Origin of the sequence: Cryptosporangium japonicum, assembly GCF_039524755.1 — a bacterium.
GTDB lineage: Bacteria > Actinomycetota > Actinomycetes > Mycobacteriales > Cryptosporangiaceae > Cryptosporangium > Cryptosporangium japonicum.
The window spans coordinates 38,730-59,168 of the sequence record NZ_BAAAGX010000032.1 but is presented as its reverse complement, the minus strand read 5'-3'; the positions used below and the strand labels follow the sequence as shown (position 1 = coordinate 59,168).

The following is a 20,439-nucleotide window of genomic DNA, read 5'->3' as shown; positions in this document are numbered from 1 at the left end:
CGGTGCATTCCCATCGGTGTGCCCTGCCCGCAAAACAGTACGACCGTCCCGGGTTCACCACCCAAAACGTGACCAAGGCGCGCAAAGCCACACTCCGGACCACCGCAATCGCCGGCGTAGTTGCCGGCGCGCTCGGCGTAGGCCTGATCGGCGTGACTGCCTCTCCGGCAGCAGCAGCATCCGCCGTCCCAGCCGCCGCGAAGCTGTCGGGCGCCAAGACCGTCACCACCGGAGCGAAGACCACGCTCCACGCGATCGCGACGGTGAACGGCTCACCAGCTGCCTACAAGTCGATCTCGCTGCAGTACCAGTCCAGCCGGGGCTGGCGCACTGTCAGCACGAAGAAGGCACGCCCGTCCGGTCAGATCGAGTGGACCGTGACGATCGGCGGCACCTCCAACTGGCGCGCGCTGCTCTACGTCAACGGGACGCAGAAGCAGGTCTCGCCCAACCACCACGTCGTGGCCAAGTCCAACGGCAACGCGATCGTGCAGGCGGCCTCCCGTCAGGCCGGCAAGCCGTACGTGTTCGGTGCCGCCGGTCCGAACTCGTTCGACTGCTCGGGCTACACCCGCTTCATCTACAAGCAGTTCGGCAAGAACCTGCCGCACAGCGCCACGCAGCAGGCGCGCTACGGCAAGTCGGTCGGCAAGGGCTCCAAGAAGCCGGGCGACCTGATCCTGTTCGGCAGCGGAAGCTACTACTCCCACGCCGGGATCTACGCCGGCGGTAACTACATGTGGGACGCCTCCACCGCGGGCCAGCCAGTGGCCAAGCGGAAGATCTGGAGCAACACCTACGTGGTTCGCCGCCTGGTCTGAGTGTCGTGATGAGGAAAAACCCGCGCCCAGGCGCGGGTTTTTCCTCATCAATTCTCATCACGCACTCATTCCGAGCCGCCACAACCGCTGTGAACTGCCGCGACACACGATCCGGAAGCCCGTGCCGCGCGTGCGGGACGTGTGCGTCGCCGCGATACTTTGTGTCGCGGAACCATTCGTTGCCTACGAGAGCCAATCTTCCGGTGGCGTCCGACGCGCCGGAACAGGCAGGATGGACCTGTCCCCAGTAGCCGCCGCACGGCCTACCCTGAGGGGCGGAGCGGTAGATGCTGCGGGAGGGCGGGTTGTGACACAGGTCGGCGCGCCCGTTCAGGGTGAGGTGCTGGCGGGCCGGTACCGGCTCGAAGAGGCGCTCTACGCCGATGCCGCCAGCGGGCACGCACTCTGGCGCGGCACGGACAATCTGCTCAACCGCACGGTCTCGATCGAGCTCCGGGTCCCGGGTGGGCCCGCCGCCGAGCAGATGATCGCCGAGGCGGTCGCGGCCGGGCGCATCGTTCATCCGTCGGTGATCGGTGTCTACGACGCCGTCGACGAGGGGCCGCGGGCCTACGTCGTCCGCGAGTGGGTGCACGGCCAGACGCTCTTCGACACGCTCGCGAACGGGCCGCTGCACCCGGCCCGCGCCGCCTCGCTGGTGCGCAACACCGCCGACGCGCTCTCCGGCATCCACGCCACCGGCCACGCGCACGGCAACCTCACTCCGTCCACGGTCCTGATCGGCAACGACGACGAGGTCACTCTCGTCGATCTGCACCTGGGTGGTCCCGGGCAGCAGCCGGCCGACATCCGTGCGCTCGGTGGCCTGCTCTACGCCGGGCTCACCGGCCAGTGGCCCGACGTCCTGCCACCGCACCGCACCGGCCTGCCCGACGCCACCCGCGTCGACGGTCGGATGTGTTCGCCGCGGCAGATCCGGGCCGGCATCCCCGGCTACCTCGACGCGCTGACGATGGATCTGCTCGATCCGGCCGTCCCGCCGCCCACCGCCGCCGATCTGGCGAGCGAACTGCGCCGCTACGACGTCGCCGACCCGGCTCTGAGCGCGCTGGCCGTGCTCGCGCCGGAACCGGCCACGAGCGGCCCGAGGTGGACCCGGCTCGGCGTCCTCGTCGTCGGTGTCCTGGTCGTGTTGGGCGTCATCATCGGCGTCGCCGCGATCGGCCTGCCCAACTTCGGCGGGGGAGGCGACGCGAGCCCGTCGGGCAAGCCCAGCGCGTCCGCGTCGGCCCAGCCGGGCGGGGGCCCGGTGAAGGTGGTCAGGGCGACGTTCATCGACGGGCCCGGCGGTGACTTCGCGGAGGACAAGTCCCCCGGCAACGCGGTGGACGGGAAGCCCTCCACCGTGTGGAAGACCGACCAGTACAAGGGTTCGCAGCTCGGCAAGTTCAAGCCCGGCCTGGGCCTGATCCTGGACCTCGGCGGCGAGAAGAACGTCTCCAGCGTCACGATCGCGTTCGATCACCCGGGTGCGACGTTCGAACTGCGGGCCGGCTCCGAGCAGCCGTCGTCGCGGCCCACCGACATCAGCCCGTACAAGGTGATCAGCCCGTCGCAGACGAACTCGGCCGCGACGGCCACGATCACCCTGGAGAAGCCGGTCAGCACGCCGTTCCTGGTGGTCTGGATCACCGACACCGGCACGAACCAGGACGGCAAGTACCAGGTCGCGATCTCCGAGATCACCGTCAAGGGCTAGTCTCTCGGCCCATGCAGCCGTTGGACGACCGTGCCCTGTTGAGGGCGCACGTCGACGGTGATCCCGACGCGTTCAGCGAGCTCGTGCGCCGCCACCGGGACCGGTTGTGGGCGGTGTCGCTCCGGACGATCGGCAACAGCGAGGACGCCGCCGACGCGCTGCAGGACGCGCTGCTCTCGGCGTACCGCTCGGCGGGGACCTACCGCGGTGACGCGGCGGTCACGACGTGGCTCCACCGCATCGTCGTCAATTCCTGCCTCGATCGAATACGACGACGGCAGTCCCGGCCGACGGTGCCGCTGCCGGAGGACGACGGCCGGGCACCGGCCGCGCCGAACGATCCGATCGCGGCCCGGGAGACCGCGCTGGACGTCCAGGCGGCGCTGGCCGAGCTCCCGGTGGAGCAGCGGGTCGCGTTGATCCTGGTGGACGTCCAGGGGCATCCGGTGGCCGACGTGGCGGAGATGCTCGACGTGGCCGTCGGCACGGTGAAGAGCCGCTGTGCGCGTGGACGGGCCCGGTTGGCCGTGATGCTCGGCCATCTCCGGAACCCCGATGCCCGGAATGACGTCGAATCGACGGAAGGAGGTGCCCGGTGACACCGTCTGAACTGGATCTGCTGGCGGACTACGCCGAAGGCCTCCTCGAGGGCACCCCCGACGGCGAGCTCGTCGCGGCCCGGATCGCCACCGATCAGGAGTGGTCCGACGCCTACCGTCAGCTCACCATGGTGGCGCCCGGAATCACCGCCGAGCTGGCCGCGCTCCCCGAGATCCCGATGCCCACGGCCGTCGCCGCTTCGCTCGACCAGGCGCTGGCGTCGGCGCCGGCTCCCACGGACGAGGAACGGCCGGCTCCGGCCACCGATCTGACCCGGCGGCGGGAAGAGAAGGAACGCGCGTCGCGGCGCTGGCGGGTCGCCGGGGGATGGGTGGCGGCCGCGGCGGTGGTCGGAGTGCTCGGCCTCGGTGTCGGCCAGCTGACCACCTCGTCCGGTGACGACTCGGCGGAGACCTCGGCGGCGTCGAAGAACGACTCCGCGCCCGACGTGCTGAGCGCACCGGCCGCCCCGCCGCCCACCCGGGTCTCCGGCATCTCCTACTCCACCCGCGAGCTCGCGCAGCAGGCGCGATCCCTGGTGCTGCAGCCGGAGGCCGCCGCACCCCGGCCGAGCGCCTCGGCCGGTCCGAGCCGGGCGCCGGCGGCGAGCGCGGCGATTCCAGCCGCATTGCAGCGCCTCACGAGCCCCACCGAGCTCCGTAACTGCCTCGCCGCCCTCGGCATCACCATCGAGCCGCTCCTCGTCGACTACGCGACGCTGGACGGCGCCCCGGTGGTCGTCGTACTCACCGAGGACGCCGACCCGAGCCGGGTCGCGGTGGTGGCCGCCGGCCCGGAATGCGGGGTCGACGGAAACGCCGACGAGCGCGCCCGGAGCTCCTACCCCCGCTGAAGGTGACGTCGGGCACGCTGACCCGAGCGGGAATGACGGCACCTACCATGGCGTTTGCGTGACTGTCAGCGGAGATAGCCCTGGAGGAAGACGTGGGTAGCGAAGAGATCCGGAACGTGATCATCATCGGGTCCGGTCCGGCGGGCTACACCGCAGCCGTCTACACGGCCCGGGCTTCGCTCAAGCCGCTCGTGTTCGAGGGCGTCCAGTCCGGTGGCGCGCTGATGACCACCACCGAGGTGGAGAACTTCCCCGGGTTCCCCGGCGGCATCGACGGCCCGGACCTGATGGACAACATGCGCAAGCAGGCCGAGGCCTTCGGCGCGGAGCTGGTCACCGACGACGTCACCGAGGTCGACCTCTCCGGTCCGGTGAAGATCGTCAAGGTCGGCGACCGCGAGTACAAGGCGCACGCGGTGATCCTCGCGACCGGTTCGGCCTGGCGTCGGCTCGGTGTTCCGGGCGAGAACGACCTGCTCGGCCACGGCGTCTCGTCCTGTGCGACGTGTGACGGCTTCTTCTTCCGCAACAAGAAGATCGCGGTTATCGGCGGTGGCGACTCCGCGATGGAGGAGGCCACCTTCCTGACCCGCTTCGGCGACACCGTGACGATCGTGCACCGGCGCGACGAGTTCCGCGCCAGCCAGATCATGGTGGACCGGGCGAAGGCCAACGAGAAGATCGACTTCCGGCTCAACAACGTCCCCACCGAGATCCTCGGCCAGGACGGCAAGGTCGTCGGCGTCCGCCTGAAGGACACGGTCACCGGCGAGGAGTCGGTGCTCGACGCCGAAGGTGTCTTCATCGCGATCGGCCACGACCCGCGCAGCGCGCTGTTCACGGGCCAGGTCGAGATGGACGCCGAGGGCTACGTGAAGGTGGAGGCTCCCAGCAGCCGCACCAACGTGCCCGGCGTGTTCGCCTGTGGCGACCTCGTCGACCACACCTACCGCCAGGCCATCACCGCGGCCGGCACGGGCTGTGTGGCGGCTCTCGACGCCGAGCACTACGTCGCCGCTCTCACCGACTGATCAGTTCCGCCCCGAGTAAGGAGACATCATGGGCGCCAACACCAAGGCCGTCACCGACGCCAGCTGGACCAGCGACGTCCTGCAGAGCGACAAGCCGGTCGTCGTCGACTTCTGGGCGGAGTGGTGCGGGCCGTGCCGCAAGGTCGCGCCGGTGCTCGACGAGATCGCCGGTGAGCTCGGCGACAAGATCCAGATCGTCAAGCTGAACATCGACGAGAACCCGAACACGGCGCGCGACTACGGCGTGATGTCGATCCCGACGATCACCGTTTTCAAGGGCGGCGAGCCGGTCAACTCGATCCTCGGTGCTCAGCCGAAGGGTCAGATCCTCAAGATGATCGAAAGCGCTCTGTAAGTAAATGCGCTGGGTGGAGCCCCGGGCCATTGGCTCGGGGCTCCATTGATGTTTAGCGAATTCGCGCACCGGGCCTTGTCTATGAGACCGTTCGCTTCTCGTCGGGCCGAGCTTCGATCAAGGGGCACAAACCCGACACGCGACGCGCCCGAGCACGCTACGGTGCGCTGTCGTGGCCGCGACGCGTTACGGTCGATGATCGCGGCCCCAATGCCGGTCCGGAGGTCCTCCGGCCGGTTCCCCTTCGGTTCCCCCGACCGAGGGCTGCGGATGGAAGGAGCGAGCTGACCCCATGCAGTTCATCAAGCGTGGCACTGTCGGACCTGCAGCTGCCGAGGTCAAGTCGACGCTGGTGACCCTGGGGTTGATCGCTGATACCGCCGCTTCCGAGCCCGCCGAGGACGTCCTCTTCGACGCCGTCTGCGAGCTCGCGCTCCGTGAGTTCCAGCAGTCGCGCGGCCTCGTGGTCGACGGCATCGTCGGCCCGGAGACCTGGCGCTCGCTCGTCGCGGCGCGCTGGCGTCTCGGTGACCGCGTGTTGAACCGCTCGGTCAGCGAGCCGATGCTCGGCGACGACGTCCGCGAGCTGCAGGAGCGGCTGCTCGAGATGGGGTACGACAACGGCCGCGCGGACGGCGTCTTCGGGCAGCGCACCGAGACCGCGCTCCGGGCGTTCCAGCGCGAGGTCGGGCTGGCCGCCGACGGCACGGTCGGCCCGCTCACCATGCGTGCACTGCGTCAGCTCGGCCGCAAGGTCGTCGGCGGGCGCCCGCAGCTGCTGCGTGAGTCCGCGATGCTCTACCACGCCGGGCCGGCGCTCTCCGGCAAGCGCGTGGTCATCGACCCGGGCCACGGCGGTGCCGACGTCGGCGTCGTCGCCCGGGACGGCATGCTCACCTGGACCGAGTCGCACCTCGTGTACGACCTCGCCAGCCGCCTGGAGGGCCGGTTCTCCGCGATCGGCGTGCGCGCCGACCTCACCCGCGGCCGCGACCACGAGCGCACCCCGTCCGAGCGCGCCGCGCTGGCCAACACGGTCGACGCCGATCTGCTGATCAGCCTGCACATCGACAGCAACCCGAACCCGCTGGCCAACGGCGTGGCCACCTACCACTTCGGTACCGGTTCCGGCGTCAGCTCGACGGTGGGGGAGCGGCTGGCCGGGCTGGTGCAGCGCGAGATCGTCGCCCGCACCGGGATGCTGGACTGCCACACCCACGCGAAGACGTGGGAGATGCTGCGCTTGACGCGGATGCCCGCCGTGCAGGTCGAGCTGGGTTACCTGAGCTCGCCGATGGACCGTCCGCGACTGATCGACCCCTCGTTCCGTGACACGGTCGCGGACGCGATCCTGATCGCCGTGCAGCGCGTCTTCCTGCCCACCGAGGCCGACGTGAAGACCGGGTCGCTCGACCTTTCGGCGCTGCACGCCATGCAGTTCAGCTAGCACGGATTGGCTGTTTCAGCTAGAACGGTGGGCCGGCCCCAAGGCCAGCGACGGGCTCATCGAGCCCAGTAGCTTCTCCAGCGCGTACTCGACGTCGGACTTCCAGGAGAGGGCCGTCCGCAGATCCAGGCGCAGCCGCGGCCAGCGGGGGTGCGGGCGGACGGTCTTGAAGCCCACGGCGAGCAGGTAGTCGGCGGGCACCATGCACTGCGGCTGGTCCCACCGGGCGTCGGCGAAGGCCTCGATCGCCTTCACACCGCGTTTGGTGAGGTCTTTGGCCACGCCCTGCACGAGCATGCGTCCCAGGCCGCCTCCGACGAACTCAGGCATGATGTAGGCGGTCATGAGCAGCGCGGCGTCGGGGCTCACCGGGCTGGTGGGGAACGCGACCGACCGCGGCACGTACGCGGGCGGTGCGAACAGCACGTAACCGGCGGCCACCCCGTCGACGTAGACGAGCTTGCCGCACGAGCCCCACTCGAGCAGCGTCGACGAGATCCACGCTTCCTTCTCGAGGCCAGGGTCGCCGCATTCGATCGCGCGGTCCTGGCTGACCGGGTCGAGCTCCCAGAACACGCAGGACCGGCAGCGGGTCGGGAGGTCCTCCAGCGTGTCGAGCGTGAGGCTGACCAGCCGACGAGACATCAGCGGATCGACCTCCACGGATCACGGGTTGCGTACCGACGCAAAGCGGTGCTGGTGATTTCCACCCGAATGACCATGGTAAGGGCGCATCTCGCGTCGCGAAAGGGTCCGACGCGCCGGTCGGTATCGTGGTTGGTGCCATTGGGGCATTAATTGGCTTGGTGATTGAGCCCGTTTCCGCCGGACAATGCAGTGCGACGGCCCATCGCGGAAGGCGAGTACATGAGCGGCACGACACTCGACGACTACACCGATCGCTACGCGCAGCGGATGCGCGGCATGACCGTCTCCGAGGTCCGGGCACTGTTCGCAATGGCGAGCCGGCCGGAGATCGTGTCGCTGGCGGGTGGGTCACCGTTCGTGTCCGCGCTCCCGCTCGACGAGATCGCCGAGATGACCGCGGCGCTCATCCGCGACCGCGGCGCCGAGGCCCTCCAGTACGGCACCGGGCAGGGCGATCTGCGCCTGCGTGAGCTGGTGTGCGAGGTCATGGCCGTGGAGGGCGTGATCGGTTCGGCCGAGGACGTCGTCATCACGGTCGGTTCCCAGCAGGGCCTCGACCTGCTCGCGCACCTGTTCCTCGACCCGGGCGACGTCGTCCTCGCGGAGGGTCCGTCCTACGTCGGTGCGCTCGGCACGTTCGCCGCGGCCGAGGCCGAGGTCATCCACGTCCCGATGGACCACGAGGGCCTGATCCCGTCCGAGCTGGACGCCACGCTGCAGCGGCTGGCGGCTTCCGGCCGCCGGGTGAAGTTCCTCTACACGGTGCCGAACTTCCAGAACCCCACCGGTGTGACGCTCACCGAGCCGCGCCGGGACGCGATCGTCGAGCTCGCCGAGCGCTACGACCTGCTGATCCTCGAAGACAACCCGTACGGCCTGCTGGGCTTCGAGGACGGGCCGGGCCAGGCGCTGCGGGCCCGCTCGTCCGACCGGGTGATCTACCTGGGCTCGTGCTCGAAGATGTTCGGCGCCGGCCTGCGTACCGGCTGGGTGCTGGCGCCGCCGGCGGTCCGTGAGAAGCTCGTCCTGGTCAACGAGTCGCAGGTGCTCAGCCCGGCGATGCTCACCCAGATGATCGCGTCCGAGTACCTCGGCAAGTACCCCTGGCGTGAGCAGCTGAAGGTGTTCCGCGAGATCTACCGCGAGCGGCGCGACGTGATGCTCGACGCGCTCACCACCCACATGCCGGCCGGCGTGACGTGGACGCATCCCCGCGGTGGGTTCTTCGTCTGGGCCACCGTCGGCGACGAGCTCGACACCAAGGCCATGCAGCCCCGCGCGCTCACCCACAAGGTCGCCTACGTGCCGGGCATCGGCTTCTACGCCGACGGCGCTGGGCGTCAGAACATGCGTCTCTGCTTCTCCTCCGCCGCGCCTGACCGGATCCGGGAAGGGATCCGACGTCTGGCCACGGTGATCGAGGAGGAGACCGAGCTGCGCCAGGTCTTCAATACCCCCACCGCTCGGCGACGCGGCCCGCACGGTGGCCCGCTGTCCCGTACCTCGTTCGCACCCGGACCGGAGCTGGCATGAGTAGGCACGTCCTCGTCCTGGCCGGTGGCCTCTCGTACGAGCGCGAAGTGTCGTTGCGCTCGGGCCGCCGAGTGGCGGACGCACTGCGCCGCAGCGGCGTCGACGCCACCATCCGTGACGTCGACGCCGGTCTGCTGACCGCGCTGGAGACCGAGCGGCCGGACGCGGTGTTCATCGCGCTGCACGGGGCCAGCGGGGAGGACGGTTCCCTGCGTGGCGTGCTGGACCTGCTCGGCATCCCGTACGTGGGCGCCGGGGCCGACGCGTCGCGGGTGGCGTGGGACAAGGCCGCCGCCAAGGCTCAGCTGCGTGCGGTCGGGCTGCCCACCCCCGACTGGATCGCGCTACCGCACGAGACGTTCCGCGAGCTGGGCGCGCAGGCGCTGCTCGACCGGATCGTCGCGCGGCTGGAGATGCCGCTGATGGTCAAGCCGGCCGAAGGCGGGTCCGGTCTCGGGGCGCAGGCCGTGCGCACGGTCGAGGAGCTGCCCAGCGCGATGGTGGGCTGCTTCGGGTACTGCGACACCGCGCTCATCGAACGGTTCGCCAGCGGGGCCGACATCGCGGTGAGCGTCATCGAGACGCCGGACGGGCCGACCGCGCTGCCGGCCGTGGAGATCGTCCCGGCCGACGGCGTGTACGACTACACCGCGCGGTACACCGCCGGCACGACGACGTGGCACGCCCCGGCCCGGCTCGACCCGGAGATCGCGGAGCGGGTCGCCGAAACCGCGGTCGCGGCGCACGACGCGCTGGAACTGCGTGACCTCTCGCGGGTTGATTTGCTCGTCGACGAGGCGGGTGGCATCCAGGTGCTGGAGGTCAACGTGTCACCCGGTCTGACCGAGACCAGCCTGCTCCCGATCGCCGTCCAGGCTGCGGGGCTCGACTTCGGTGCGGTGTTGCTCGACTTGGTGGAGCAGTCCATCAAGCGAGGGATCTGACCTTCGAAAGGCGCTCCCACCAAGTCAGTGGGAGCGCCTTTTCGCCGCGGTCTCAAGGTCCCAGGAAGGGTTCCCTCGACGATTGTGGACCCGCGTATATTCATCGTCGGCAACTGACGCGGCAGCCAAGCCGCGCACACCGCCCGGATTCGCACGCCGAGCCCTGTCCACGGATCCGCGGTGTCCCGACGAGTAGCCAATCAAATGGACAGGAGCGGGGGACCCACACGCACGTGGGGTCGCCGGAGAACAGATCCGGCGCGATCCCTTGGGGTGAAGACGCGCTAAGCGCGACCGGGCACTACACCTTCCCGCCCGAACCCGACAGCTAACTCCGCAGGCGTGCACGGAAGGACTCTCCTTGCATACGGTGCATTCCCTGCGCTTCTGCCTACCCAAAAACAGCCGATTTCTTCGGCTGGGGCACGGTGTGAATCGTAATGGCCGCATCTGCATCGCCGCGCCAATCTAATGGCACCGGGCGACGCGACCCTCAGCCCCCGATGGGACATCGCGTTTTCCTACGCGGCCGCTCAACGGCCCTTCGTCGAAGCCGCAGCCGATCATTTAGATCGACTGCGAATCCGCTACTTCCTCGACACCCACCAACAGACCGCTCTCTGGGGACGACCTCTCCCAGAGGAGCTGAACGCAATCTACGGTGAGCGCACCGCGACCGTGGTCGCGCTGTTCTCCGCCGACTACGCCAAGAGCGTCTGGGCCCGCACGGAGATGCGGGCTGCACTTGATCGCGCGATTCACGTCAAGCGGGAGTTCTTCCTTCCCGCCCGGTTCGACGACACCCCAATCGAAGGTCTGCCCTCCGGTCTCGTGACGCTCGATCTCCGGGGTAAGACGCCGCTCCTGTTCGCCGAGGAGATAGCCAATAAGCTCGTACTCCTCGGAGTCATTCCACCTGCGCCACGCGCGCGGCCCGGTGTGACAGGTTCAGCAGGATTCGTTCCGACGTCCGTGCCCGATCTTCGTCGGCTCGGCGAGGGGGTTGCTCGCAAGTTGATCGGCTGGGTCGGGCAGTGGGAGCGACCACAGCAAATCGGCGATCTACCGCGCTCCGACGAGTAGTCGGGTGCCAGCACCTCGAACCGAGTTCGTGGAATCGCGAACTCGGTTCGAGGAGGCGATCAGAGATCTAGCCAAAAGTGGACTTCGTCGCGGTTGTCGTTGGGGCCCACTCGGATGGCGCCGGGGATGCGGCCGACCTCGCGGTAGCCGCACCGTTTGTAGAACCGCTCGGCGCCGGTGCCGCTGCGCGTCATCAGGGTGAGCGCCTCCAGCCCGAGTTCGTCCCGGGCGTGGTCGGCGGCCGACGCCATCAACTTGGTGCCGAGTCCGTCGCCCTGGAAGGCCGGATCGACCTGCACCCGGTACACCGTCCGCCAGTGCCGGCGCAGGAGGCTCTCACTTTCGGCGAGCAGCAACCACGCCACGACCCGCTCGCCGGTTAGCGCCCCTGAGAGGCCCACAGACGCCCGATTGTCGGAATCGGTGCCCGGGGTATCGACCAAGTCGATTTCGGCGGTGTACGGCGCTTTTGCGGGGTCATTTTTTCGGAGTGATCCGCCGATTTTTTCATGATCGGTCGGCACCACCAGACAGACCAGAACGTCGGTGCCTTGACGCACCCGATCGAAGGAACGGTCGGCGGTGGGCCGGATGGTGGCGGCGGACACCGGGGGAACGAACCCCACCGAGCCGCCTTCGTTGGTGACCCGCACCCACATGTCGACGAGGTGCTCACGAAGGTCGTCGGTCAGCGGCGGGTTCACCACGACACGAGGTTCTTGCACGATCTCTCCAGGCTTGAATCGAACTCGGCGCTTCGGCTCAACGACCGACGCGTCGTCGGTCGCCGCGCACCGAGCGCACAGCGGATCGACTGAAGCCTGCGAGATGCGAACTCATGCTTCCATCCTGCCGGAGCGGCTGCGGGGACGCCTACCCGGTTTTGTGTGGCGTACGTCCTTCGACGGGCAGCGGCCCCACGGGATCCGTGGGGCCGCTGTCGATCGGGAAGGTCAGTGCGTCACTCGGGTTCGCCCGGCGACTTCACACCCATCGCGTCGGCGATGCGCTCCAGATCGTCGATCGTCGCGAACTCGATCGTGATCCGACCCTTGCGCTTACCCAGATCCACCTTCACCCGGGTGTCGAACCGGTCGGACAGCCGGCCCGCGAGGTCCTCGAGCCCGGGCGACCGCATCCGCGTGCGCCGCCCCGGAGCGTCCCGCTGCGGCGGCTCCGGGTCGCCCCCGAGCGCGACGATCTCCTCGGTCGCCCGCACCGAGAGCCCCTCGGCGACGATCCGGGTGGCGAGCCGCTCCTGGGAGTCGTGATTGTCGAGGGACAGCAACGCCCGCGCGTGCCCCGCGCTGAGCACCCCGGCGGCCACCCGCCGCTGTACCGCCGCCGGGAGGTTCAGGAGCCGGATGGTGTTGGAGATCTGCGGCCGGCTGCGCCCGATGCGCTTGCTGAGCTCCTCCTGCGTCACCCCGAACTCGGCCAGCAACTGCTGATACGCCGCTGCCTCTTCGAGGGGGTTGAGGTCGGAGCGGTGGATGTTCTCCAGCAGCGCGTCACGCAGGAGGTGCTCGTCGCTGGTGTACCGGATGATCGCCGGGATGGTCTCCCGACCGATCGCCTTCGACGCCCGCCAGCGACGCTCACCCATGATGAGCTCGTAGCTGCCGGGCCCCTTCTCCCTGACCACCACGGGCTGGAGAACGCCGACCTCGGTGATGGAGGTCTTCAGCTCATCCATCGCCTCTTCGTCGAACTCGCCCTTACGCGGCTGCTTCGGGTTGGGTGCGATCGCGTCGACCGGCACCTCACGGAACTGGGCCCCGGGCACCGGAGCGAGGCCGGACTGATCGGCCGGCTCGGCGCTCACCGCGGTGGCCCCGGTGGCGAACGGCATCCGCTGAGTCGTGACGGGCGCGCCGTCCTCCTCCTCGCCCGGCAGCGGCCCGGCCGGGATCAGCGCACCGAGGCCACGCCCCAGTCCGCGTCGGTTCTTCACAGGTTTCCTCCCCTAGCGCCGCGCTCCGCGATCTCCCGAGCAGCCTGAAGATAACTCGTCGAACCGCGCGAACCAGGATCGTAGGTGATCACCGATTGCCCGAACCCAGGCGCCTCCGAGACGCGGACGCTCCGGGGGATGACCGCCTCCAGCACCGTCTCGCCGAAGTGCCCCCGAACCTCGGACGCGACCTGGTCGGCCAGCTTCGTGCGGCCGTCGTACATCGTCAGCAGGATCGTGGTGATTTGGACGTCGCTGTTCAGGTGCGCCTTGACCAGTTCGACGTTCCGGAGCAGCTGCCCGAGCCCCTCCAGCGCGTAGTACTCGCACTGGATCGGGATCAGCACCTCGCGGGCGGCGACGAGCGCGTTGACCGTCAGCAGGCCGAGCGACGGGGGGCAGTCGATGAAGATGTAGTCGATGTCGGCCGGGAAGGCGTCGATGGCGCGGCGGAGCCGGTTCTCGCGGGCGACCACCGAGACGAGCTCGATCTCGGCGCCGGCGAGGTCGATCGTGGCGGGGACGCAGTAGAGGTTCGGCACACCCTCGACCGCGACGGTTGCCTCCGCGAGCGGGATCCCGTCCACGAGGACGTCGTAGGTGCTCGGCACCCCGGCGCGGTGGTCGACGTTCAGACCCGTGGACGCGTTGCCCTGCGGGTCGAGGTCGATCACCATGACGCGGTTGCCGTGGAGGGCGAGCGCCACGGCCAGGTTCACCGTCGTGGTCGTCTTGCCCACGCCGCCCTTCTGGTTCGCGACGCACATGACGCGGCGAGCCCGGGGGCGGGGGAGCGTGTTGTGACCGGGGTTGAGGACCTGGACCGCGCGCCGCGCTTCGACCGCGATCGGCAGATCGTCGTCCTCTGTTTCACGTGAAACATCGCCCGGGAGGACTCGAGCGTCCATCGCAAGGGGATCTGTTTCACGTGAAACGTCGTAGGGATCGGGCGTTGTTTCACGTGGAACGGCGGTGGCGTCGTCCAGCACAGCGCGGATTCGCCGCTGGCTCTCATCCGCTCCACTGGTGAGGCTATGAGGGGCGGACTGAGCGGGGTCGCTCACGTCGATCTCCTGGACCTGTTCAGAACCGGACTCGGGGGAAGCTGGCGCCGAGGGCCCAGCGGTGTCCGGCGACGCTGCACTCGCCGCGCCACGCTCGAAGGAAGAGGCTTCGGTGAGGCTTGCGCCGGCACCCTCCGACGGTACCGCCCCGGCGTGATCAACCTCGGCCCGACCGACAACTCTTTGGATCAGATCGCGCAAAGAGCGGCCCGATCCAGAGTTTGGTTCGGCGCTCCGACGCTCAGCAGGGCTCACCCCAAGCAAATCGTCGATGGAGGGGGCGGCCACGATCTCGAGATGTCCGTCCTCGACGGTGAGCCCTTCGACCAAGCGCTCTCGTTTGCGGGCCGTACCCGAGGGCGCTTCTGAGTGGTGTCCGGGACTGTCGCTCGGGTGGCCGACGGGGGGGCTGGCAAGCGTAGCGCTCTCACCCGTGGCGCTCTCGCCCGTGGCGCTCTCACCCGCAGCGCTCTCACCCGCGGAGTGGTCGCCCGTGGAGATGGAGTCAGCGGCGCGGCCATCTGCGGCACCGTCGTTCGCGAGGTGGCCCTCCCCGGGCCCAGCGTCCGTGAAGTGGCCGTCCGCAGAGCTGATGCCCGGGAAGGGACCGTCGACAGAGCTGCCCGTCCTGGATGCGCCGTCCGTGAGGTCAACCACCACCGAGCTGCTATTAGCAGGGCCACCCTCCGGGAAGCGTTCGTGGGCAGGGCCACCATTCGCAGCGCGGTTGTCCGCAGCGTCACGGGGGGCAGCGCCGCCGGCCGCAGCGGGGTTATCTGGGAAGCCGCCGCCCCTTGAGCCGACCTCCGCGGGACCGCCTGTCGCGGGGCCGCCTGTCGCGGGGCCGCCTTCCGCGAAGCGGCCGTCTGTAGGTTCGCCATCCGCGGAGCCGCCTTCCACGGAGGCGTTCGCGGAGCCGCCGTCCGCGGAGCTGTGGTCTACAGAGCCGCTACCCGTGGAATCGCCACTCTGCGCGGAGCCGCCGTTTGAAGAGCCGTGTTCGGCGAAGGGGTTGCCCACAGAGCCGTCATCGTTGCCGACCCTAGCGACGTCGCTGCCACCACCAGCGACACCGTCATTGCCGCCATCGACGGGGGAGATACCGGCGCCGTGGCCATGGCCCGCAGAACCCAACTCGCCAGACATCGCATCATCGCTGCCCTCGCCGCCCTCGCGAGCCTGCGTGCCACCCTCCACCAAAGGCGTCCGGCTCAAGCCGCCACCGAGCGATTCGCCCGAGCCGCCGACCTGAGAAGCACCGGCATCATCGGACGCACCACGACCGGACCCATCGCCCAGGAACCCACCAGGCTCGGAAGTGGGAGCCGGAACATCCGACGCCCCAGCTTCCGATACCTCGGAATTCGCCGCCCCGGAGTTCACCGCCTCGAAGGCTGACACCCCGGAAGCTGGCGCCCCGACAGGTGGAGGCGTGAAAGCAGCAGCCCCAGAAGCGGGCACCCCGGAACCCGACGCCCCAGAAGCGAGCACGCTGGAACCGGGCACCCCAGAAGCGGGCACGCTGGATCCCGGCGCCCCAGAAGCCGACACGTTCGATCCGGGCGCCCCAGAAGCGGGCAGACTGGAACCGGGCGCACTGGAACTGAGCGCACCGAGTGCAGGCGCATCTAGGTCAGGCTCGCTGCGGTCCGGCGCACCAGCAGTCGCGCCGACATCTCGCCAGTTGCTGGCCCGACCAAGGTCTCGACGAGCGTCGGAATCACTGACGGCGTCGGCGACTCCTGCAATGCGGGGATCCTGGGCCTCGCTGGGGGCACCGACGTTCCCGGGTGCGCCCTCAACATCAGCGCCACTCTCGGCGCCGGGTGCACCCACCCGACCGGCAAGTACGGGTGCCTTAGAGGAACCAGCACCACTCCTCGCGAACGCACCGTCTCTCGCGGAAGCATCACCTCCCGCAGCGCCCCCACCTCCCATAGGCGCGCTAGCTTCAGCACCTCCGGCGGAGACTTCTCCTCCCGCTAGAGCACCACTTCCCGCTGCGCCACCATCGTGCGCGGAGACACCACCATCCGCGGAGACACCACCATCCGCGGCGGCACCACCATGCGCGGCGGCACCACCATGCGCGGCCTCGGGAGGAACACCAGCAGCCCTGTCGACACCCGAGGACCCGAGCGCGCCCGGCGCATCGGCTAGCCCAGCAGCTCCCGCCGCACTGGCACTTCCGAGAACACCGACACCCTCTGGCGACCCAGCCCTCTTCGTCCCGCCGGCCGCGTCCACCGCACCAGCGACCCGACCAGGCCCGGCAGAATCGGCGGCCCCAGCAGACCCGGCCAATCCAAGAGAAGGGATGGCCTCACCCGGCCGAGCGGCGCCCGCGCCAACTACGTCAAGCCCGCCCACCTCAGGCTCAACGATCGCGCCACCCGAAGATGCCTCGCCATCGTCCGCAACAACCCCACCCACACCCGGGCCGAAAACCCCCGAAGCCGGCTCACCCCCCGACCCCTCACGGACCACCTGCAAAAGTGGCCCGCCGGCTCTACCGCCGCGTCTCCCGGCCCCCCACGCCTCATCACCCTCCAGCGCCGACAACCCGGGCCCCACCCCTGGCCCCAGTTCCGGCCACCCCAGATCACCGCGTCTCGGAAACCTGATCACCGCGGATTCGTCGGCCGGTTTGGGTTCCGGCCACCCCACTGCGGTGGGCTTCCGAGATGCGCTGTCGGTCATGGGCCGTGTCGTCCTCTCCGTCCACGGCGGCTCGCCGCGGCCGAATCCGGCCGCCGCCGACGGGACGGATCACTGCCGTTCCCGGCACCTCGGGTACCGGAACGCCGGGGGCCGGTGGCCACTGAGCCACCACGGAGAATCTCGACCACGGTCGTCGGGGGGTCGACGACGCCGCCTCCGCACTCGACGATACGAGGGGAGACGCCTCCGACCCCCGCTACCGCTGCGGCGTGTTCAGTGATCTCCTCCGCCGCGGACGAACCTTTCAGCGCGAGCATGCGCCCGTCGGGCTCGCAGAGCGGCAGGCACCATCCGGCCAGCCGGTCCAGCGGGGCCACCGCCCGGGCGGTCACGATCGACGCGGACACTTGGCCGACGACCTCTTCGGCGCGGCCCCGGCGCACGGTCACCGACGACAGCCCGAGCGACGACACCGTTTCCTCGAGGAACGCGACCCGGCGGGCGAGCGGCTCGAGAAGCGTGATCCGCAGGTCCGGCCGGACGATGCCGAGCACGACGCCGGGCAGCCCCGCGCCGCTCCCGACGTCGACCACCGAAGCGTCAGCCGGGAACAGGTCGGCGACCACCGCGCAGTTGAGCAGGTGCCGCTCCCAGAGGCGCGGCGCCTCACGCGGGCCGATCAGACCACGCTCGACACCCGCGGTCGAGAGCAGCTCGGCGTAACGAACAGCGAGCGGCAGACGGTCGCCGAACACCGTGGCCGCAACAGCAGCGAGCCCCGCCGGCGGACCGGCGGGGCTCGCAGTGGTGGAGTCGCTCATGCGCTCTGCAGATGGACGACCACGCGACGCTCCGGCTCTTCGCCCTCGGACTCGCTCCGCACGTCGTCGATCGCGCTGATCGCGTCGTGCACGACCTTGCGCTCGAACGGGTTCATCGGGTTGAGCTTCACCGGCTCGCCCAGCGACCGCGCCTGCTCCACGGCGTTCTTCGCGATCGCGACCAGCTCCTGACGGCGCTTGGCGCGGTAGCCGCCCACGTCGAGCATCAGCCGGCTGCGCACGCCGGTCTGCTGGACGACGGCCAGCCGGGTCAGCTCCTGGAGCGCGTCCAGGGTGGTGCCACGCGGGCCGATGAGCGCGTCGAGCTCCTCGCCGATCACCGCGACGATCGCGCGGTCGCCCTCGACGTCCATGTCGATGTCGCCGTCGAAGTCGAGAATGTCGAGCAGGCGCTCGATGTAGTCGCCGGCGATGTCGCCCTCACGAACCAGCAGATCGGTGTCTTCGTCCACAGTGTCCGTGGCCGCCGGCGCCGTGGTGGGACCGGTCTCCGTCATCGTTACTCCCTGGCTTGCCGCGCCGCCGCGACGCGGCGCGAATGATCCGTAGGCACCGGCTTAGCGCCGGCCGCCCTTACGCTTCCGGTTCCGGTTGTCCTGCGGACGTCGGCCGCTACCGCGCGGTGGCGTGGGCCGGCGCGCCGGTGGTGGTTTCTCCGAACCGTCGGAACCGTCGCTGTTGGTGTCGGGCACTTCCGCCTTGGCCTTGTCCGCGGCCGCGCGGTCGGCCCTGGCCTTGGCGGTGTCGAACTTCACCGAGCTGCCGGTGGACGACTGCCGGGTGGCGGTGGAGCGGCCGCCCTTCTTCGGGTTGACCGGCTTGATCCCCGGCTTGGGCGCCATCGCGGCCGCCTTCTCCGGGTCGACCTTCGGGTCACCGGGCTTGGGGATCGGCATCTTGCTGAGCACCCAGAACTGCTGGCCCATCGAGAAGAAGTTCTGCGTGACCCAGTAGATGACCACACCGATCGGGAAGATCGCGCCGGAGACGAGCAGCGAAGCGGGGATGCCGTAGAGCATCAGCTTCTGCACCATCGCCTGCGTGGGGTCGGCGGCGACACCGTTGCGCGCGATCATCTGGCGCTGGGTGATGTAGGTCGTCGCGACCATCGTGATGATGAGGATGCCGGCGACCAGCGTGACCGCGAGGCGGCTGGCGTCGAGCTGCTGGAGCTGCTCGGTGGTCGAGCGCAGCGCGGCGGCGATCGGCGCGCCGAAGATGCTCGCGTCGGACGCGCTGTTGAACTGCTCGGGCGTCCAGCCGTACTCGGTCGTCATCGCCTTGAAGGCCGACTCGGAGTTCGGGTTGATCAGCCGCAGCACGTGGAACAGACCGATGAAGACCGGGATCTGCAGGAAGATCGGGAGGCAGCCCATCAGCGGGTTGGCCTTCTCCCGCCGGTAGAGCTCCATCATTTCCTGCTGGAGCTTCTGCTGGTCGTTCTTGTACTTCTCGCGCAGTTCCTTCATCTGCGGCTGCAGCGTCTGCATGGCCCGCTGCGACTTGATCTGCTTGACGAACACCGGGAACAGCACGACCCGGACGGTCAGCACGAGGAAGACGATCGACAGCACCCATGCGGGGCCGGACGGCATGTTGAGCAGGCCGCCCCACAGGTCGTGCCAGCGCAGCAGGATCCACGAGATACCCGTGTAGATCCAGTTCAAGTTCACCGAGAAGCTCCAGACGGACGGCGGTTGCGAGCACGACGGAGGCGGACGGCCCACCGAGGCCGCGCCGTGGGGACGGGGTCGTACCCACCGGGGTGGAACGGGTGGCAGCGCATGATGCGCCAGCCGGCCAACAGGATCCCCGCTACCGGACCGTGAGTCCGCAGCGCCTCCAGCGCGTAGGCGCTGCAGCTGGGGTGGAAACGACAGCGAGGCGGCAGCGCCGGACTGATCCACCGGCGGTAGGCCTCGATCGGCGCGATCAGCACCGCGAGCAGCAACCGGGAGATACGACCCGCCGGGGCGCTCGACACACCGGCATCCGGGGCCGTCTCGGCGGAGACGTCCCGGTGGGGGTGTGGAGCAACACTCATCGTCGAGCCTTCAGAATGCGTCGGAGCGCGCTGTCGAGGTCGCGGCCCAGCGTCTCGGACGACTGGTCGGCCGCGGCCGGGAGTGCCCGGACCACCACTGAGCTGCCCGCGGGTAGCTCAGTGAGTCGGTCGCGGACGAGGTGGCGCAGCTGTCGTGCGACCCGATGGCGCACGACCGCGTTGCCTACTGCCTTGGAGACAACGAAACCGGCCCGGACGGAGTTCTCCGCCGAGCCGGTGTCGTCAGAAATCAAACCGGCGTCGCCAGGGCCCAGTGTCGCGTGGACCACGAGCGTGCTGCGTCCCGCGCGACTGCCCGAGCGCAGCACTTTGGTGAAGTCCTCGCGCCGCCGCAGCCGCGCGTGCGCCGGCAGCACGCCGCGCCCCCGCCGGATCAGGCGGAGAGGCGCGCGCGCCCCTTGAGGCGCCGTGCGGCGATGATGGCCCGCCCCGCACGCGTGCGCATGCGCAGCCGGAAGCCGTGGGTCTTCGCGCGGCGGCGGTTGTTCGGCTGGTAGGTGCGCTTGCTCACGTCGCGGTCTCCGTTACGTACTAACAGTGGTCCGTCCCAGCGGGACAGACTTAGCCATAGATGCTTCCAGCGTACGTGAGCCATCACAGGGCCAGCAAATGCGGGAGCCCCCGCATCCAAACCGTCACGCTCGGTAGCGGACACGCGCCGAGGGTCGAACACCGATATCAACCTGGCACACCAAGCATGCCTGCAGGCCACGGCCCCGGAGGGCCCGAACGGCCCCCTCAGCCTGTGGACAACGCCTTGTTGGGCGCTCAAGGACGCTGTTAGCCTGCCCGTTTGCCGGTCCTGGTTGATCTCGTCG

General features: G+C 69.4%; 20 protein-coding genes, 2 pseudogenes and 1 riboswitch. Of the genes and pseudogenes, 10 read left to right on the top strand and 12 right to left on the bottom strand.

Annotated elements, in window-relative coordinates:
* The first annotated feature begins 2 nt into the window (after positions 1-2).
* The 7 genes from ABD437_RS34790 to ABD437_RS34760 all read left to right on the top strand — a co-directional run bounded on the left by ABD437_RS34790 (position 3) and on the right by ABD437_RS34760 (position 6,827).
* Complete coding sequence (locus ABD437_RS34790; RefSeq protein WP_344653352.1) at positions 3-821, top strand: C40 family peptidase; 819 nt, start codon at positions 3-5, stop codon at positions 819-821.
* A gap of 307 nt (positions 822-1,128) precedes the next feature.
* On the top strand, positions 1,129-2,541 hold the full coding sequence (locus ABD437_RS34785) for a protein kinase family protein (protein WP_344653219.1): 1,413 nt from the start codon (positions 1,129-1,131) through the stop codon (positions 2,539-2,541).
* Between the two features lie 11 nt (positions 2,542-2,552).
* A complete protein-coding gene (sigM, locus tag ABD437_RS34780) occupies positions 2,553-3,140 on the top strand; it encodes an RNA polymerase sigma factor SigM (protein ID WP_344653218.1) in 588 nt (195 codons plus the stop codon).
* A complete protein-coding gene (locus tag ABD437_RS34775; protein WP_344653217.1) occupies positions 3,137-3,994 on the top strand; it encodes a hypothetical protein in 858 nt (285 codons plus the stop codon). The genes sigM and ABD437_RS34775 overlap by 4 nt, the downstream gene beginning before the upstream one ends.
* Positions 3,995-4,086: 92 nt before the next feature.
* Positions 4,087-5,025 carry a thioredoxin-disulfide reductase gene (gene trxB / locus ABD437_RS34770; RefSeq protein WP_344653216.1) on the top strand — a complete coding sequence of 313 codons (939 nt, stop codon included), beginning with the start codon at positions 4,087-4,089 and terminating at the stop codon, positions 5,023-5,025.
* 28 nt (positions 5,026-5,053) lie between these two features.
* The gene (gene trxA, locus ABD437_RS34765; protein WP_344653215.1) at positions 5,054-5,380 is read left to right on the top strand and encodes a thioredoxin; all 327 of its coding nucleotides are present in this window, start codon (positions 5,054-5,056) and stop codon (positions 5,378-5,380) included.
* Between the two features lie 292 nt (positions 5,381-5,672).
* Positions 5,673-6,827 carry an N-acetylmuramoyl-L-alanine amidase gene (locus ABD437_RS34760; protein WP_344653214.1) on the top strand — a complete coding sequence of 385 codons (1,155 nt, stop codon included), beginning with the start codon at positions 5,673-5,675 and terminating at the stop codon, positions 6,825-6,827.
* Positions 6,828-6,842: 15 nt separating this feature from the next.
* Here ABD437_RS34760 and ABD437_RS34755 read toward each other — a convergent pair whose 3' ends face one another.
* Positions 6,843-7,472, bottom strand: a complete 630-nt coding sequence (locus ABD437_RS34755) for a GNAT family N-acetyltransferase (RefSeq protein WP_344653351.1) — start codon at positions 7,470-7,472, stop codon at positions 6,843-6,845.
* Between the two features lie 222 nt (positions 7,473-7,694).
* On the opposite strand from ABD437_RS34755, the gene ABD437_RS34750 reads away from it, so the two are divergent.
* The 3 genes from ABD437_RS34750 to ABD437_RS34740 all read left to right on the top strand — a co-directional run bounded on the left by ABD437_RS34750 (position 7,695) and on the right by ABD437_RS34740 (position 11,035).
* Positions 7,695-9,008, top strand: a complete 1,314-nt coding sequence (locus ABD437_RS34750) for an aminotransferase-like domain-containing protein (RefSeq protein WP_344653213.1) — start codon at positions 7,695-7,697, stop codon at positions 9,006-9,008.
* Positions 9,005-9,952 (top strand): D-alanine--D-alanine ligase family protein, encoded by a 948-nt coding sequence (locus ABD437_RS34745; protein ID WP_344653212.1) that lies wholly within the window; start codon positions 9,005-9,007, stop codon positions 9,950-9,952. The genes ABD437_RS34750 and ABD437_RS34745 overlap by 4 nt, the downstream gene beginning before the upstream one ends.
* Before the next feature lie 184 nt (positions 9,953-10,136).
* Positions 10,137-10,310: riboswitch (cyclic di-AMP (ydaO/yuaA leader) on the top strand.
* Between the two features lie 113 nt (positions 10,311-10,423).
* Entirely contained in the window at positions 10,424-11,035 is a 612-nt protein-coding gene (locus ABD437_RS34740; RefSeq protein ID WP_344653211.1) for a TIR domain-containing protein, read from the top strand.
* A gap of 59 nt (positions 11,036-11,094) precedes the next feature.
* Here ABD437_RS34740 and ABD437_RS34735 read toward each other — a convergent pair whose 3' ends face one another.
* From ABD437_RS34735 to rpmH, 11 genes and pseudogenes are all read right to left on the bottom strand, one after another.
* The gene (locus tag ABD437_RS34735; protein WP_344653210.1) at positions 11,095-11,742 is read right to left on the bottom strand and encodes a GNAT family N-acetyltransferase; all 648 of its coding nucleotides are present in this window, start codon (positions 11,740-11,742) and stop codon (positions 11,095-11,097) included.
* 254 nt (positions 11,743-11,996) lie between these two features.
* Positions 11,997-12,989: a ParB/RepB/Spo0J family partition protein gene (locus ABD437_RS34730; protein WP_344653209.1), complete on the bottom strand. Its 993-nt coding sequence runs from the start codon at positions 12,987-12,989 to the stop codon at positions 11,997-11,999.
* Positions 12,986-14,254 carry a ParA family protein gene (locus ABD437_RS34725; RefSeq protein WP_425558313.1) on the bottom strand — a complete coding sequence of 423 codons (1,269 nt, stop codon included), beginning with the start codon at positions 14,252-14,254 and terminating at the stop codon, positions 12,986-12,988. The genes ABD437_RS34730 and ABD437_RS34725 overlap by 4 nt, the downstream gene beginning before the upstream one ends.
* Positions 14,255-15,317: 1,063 nt before the next feature.
* Positions 15,318-15,635, bottom strand: a pseudogene (locus ABD437_RS43155) (pentapeptide repeat-containing protein); the annotation flags it as partial.
* A gap of 400 nt (positions 15,636-16,035) precedes the next feature.
* Positions 16,036-16,179 (bottom strand): hypothetical protein, encoded by a 144-nt coding sequence (locus ABD437_RS34720; RefSeq protein ID WP_344653208.1) that lies wholly within the window; start codon positions 16,177-16,179, stop codon positions 16,036-16,038.
* A 570-nt stretch (positions 16,180-16,749) separates the two neighbouring features.
* Positions 16,750-17,535, bottom strand: coding sequence for a 16S rRNA (guanine(527)-N(7))-methyltransferase RsmG (gene rsmG, locus ABD437_RS34715; protein ID WP_344653207.1), 786 nt, complete (start codon positions 17,533-17,535; stop codon positions 16,750-16,752).
* A complete protein-coding gene (locus ABD437_RS34710; RefSeq protein ID WP_344653206.1) occupies positions 17,532-18,053 on the bottom strand; it encodes a Jag family protein in 522 nt (173 codons plus the stop codon). The genes rsmG and ABD437_RS34710 overlap by 4 nt, the downstream gene beginning before the upstream one ends.
* 201 nt (positions 18,054-18,254) lie before the next feature.
* A pseudogene (gene yidC, locus ABD437_RS34705) lies at positions 18,255-19,229 on the bottom strand (membrane protein insertase YidC); the annotation flags it as partial.
* Positions 19,226-19,495: a membrane protein insertion efficiency factor YidD gene (gene yidD, locus ABD437_RS34700; RefSeq protein ID WP_344653349.1), complete on the bottom strand. Its 270-nt coding sequence runs from the start codon at positions 19,493-19,495 to the stop codon at positions 19,226-19,228. The gene yidD and the pseudogene yidC, both read right to left, overlap by 4 nt.
* A gap of 101 nt (positions 19,496-19,596) precedes the next feature.
* The gene (gene rnpA / locus ABD437_RS34695; RefSeq protein ID WP_344653204.1) at positions 19,597-19,977 is read right to left on the bottom strand and encodes a ribonuclease P protein component; all 381 of its coding nucleotides are present in this window, start codon (positions 19,975-19,977) and stop codon (positions 19,597-19,599) included.
* Between the two features lie 17 nt (positions 19,978-19,994).
* Positions 19,995-20,132 (bottom strand): 50S ribosomal protein L34, encoded by a 138-nt coding sequence (gene rpmH, locus ABD437_RS34690; protein ID WP_035859730.1) that lies wholly within the window; start codon positions 20,130-20,132, stop codon positions 19,995-19,997.
* Between the last annotated feature and the right edge of the window lie 307 nt (positions 20,133-20,439).

Bases quoted from the DNA above. Each gene is read 5' to 3' on its own strand.
- rsmG (WP_344653207.1), bottom strand. From the start codon at position 17,535: ATGAGCGACTCCACCACTGCGAGCCCCGCCGGTCCGCCGGCGGGGCTC.
- ABD437_RS34710 (WP_344653206.1), bottom strand. From the start codon at position 18,053: ATGACGGAGACCGGTCCCACCACGGCGCCGGCGGCCACGGACACTGTG.
- ABD437_RS34745 (WP_344653212.1), top strand. From the start codon at position 9,005: ATGAGTAGGCACGTCCTCGTCCTGGCCGGTGGCCTCTCGTACGAGCGC.
- ABD437_RS34740 (WP_344653211.1), top strand. From the start codon at position 10,424: ATGGCACCGGGCGACGCGACCCTCAGCCCCCGATGGGACATCGCGTTT.
- trxA (WP_344653215.1), top strand. From the start codon at position 5,054: ATGGGCGCCAACACCAAGGCCGTCACCGACGCCAGCTGGACCAGCGAC.
- sigM (WP_344653218.1), top strand. From the start codon at position 2,553: ATGCAGCCGTTGGACGACCGTGCCCTGTTGAGGGCGCACGTCGACGGT.
- ABD437_RS34760 (WP_344653214.1), top strand. From the start codon at position 5,673: ATGCAGTTCATCAAGCGTGGCACTGTCGGACCTGCAGCTGCCGAGGTC.
- ABD437_RS34755 (WP_344653351.1), bottom strand. From the start codon at position 7,472: ATGTCTCGTCGGCTGGTCAGCCTCACGCTCGACACGCTGGAGGACCTC.
- ABD437_RS34750 (WP_344653213.1), top strand. From the start codon at position 7,695: ATGAGCGGCACGACACTCGACGACTACACCGATCGCTACGCGCAGCGG.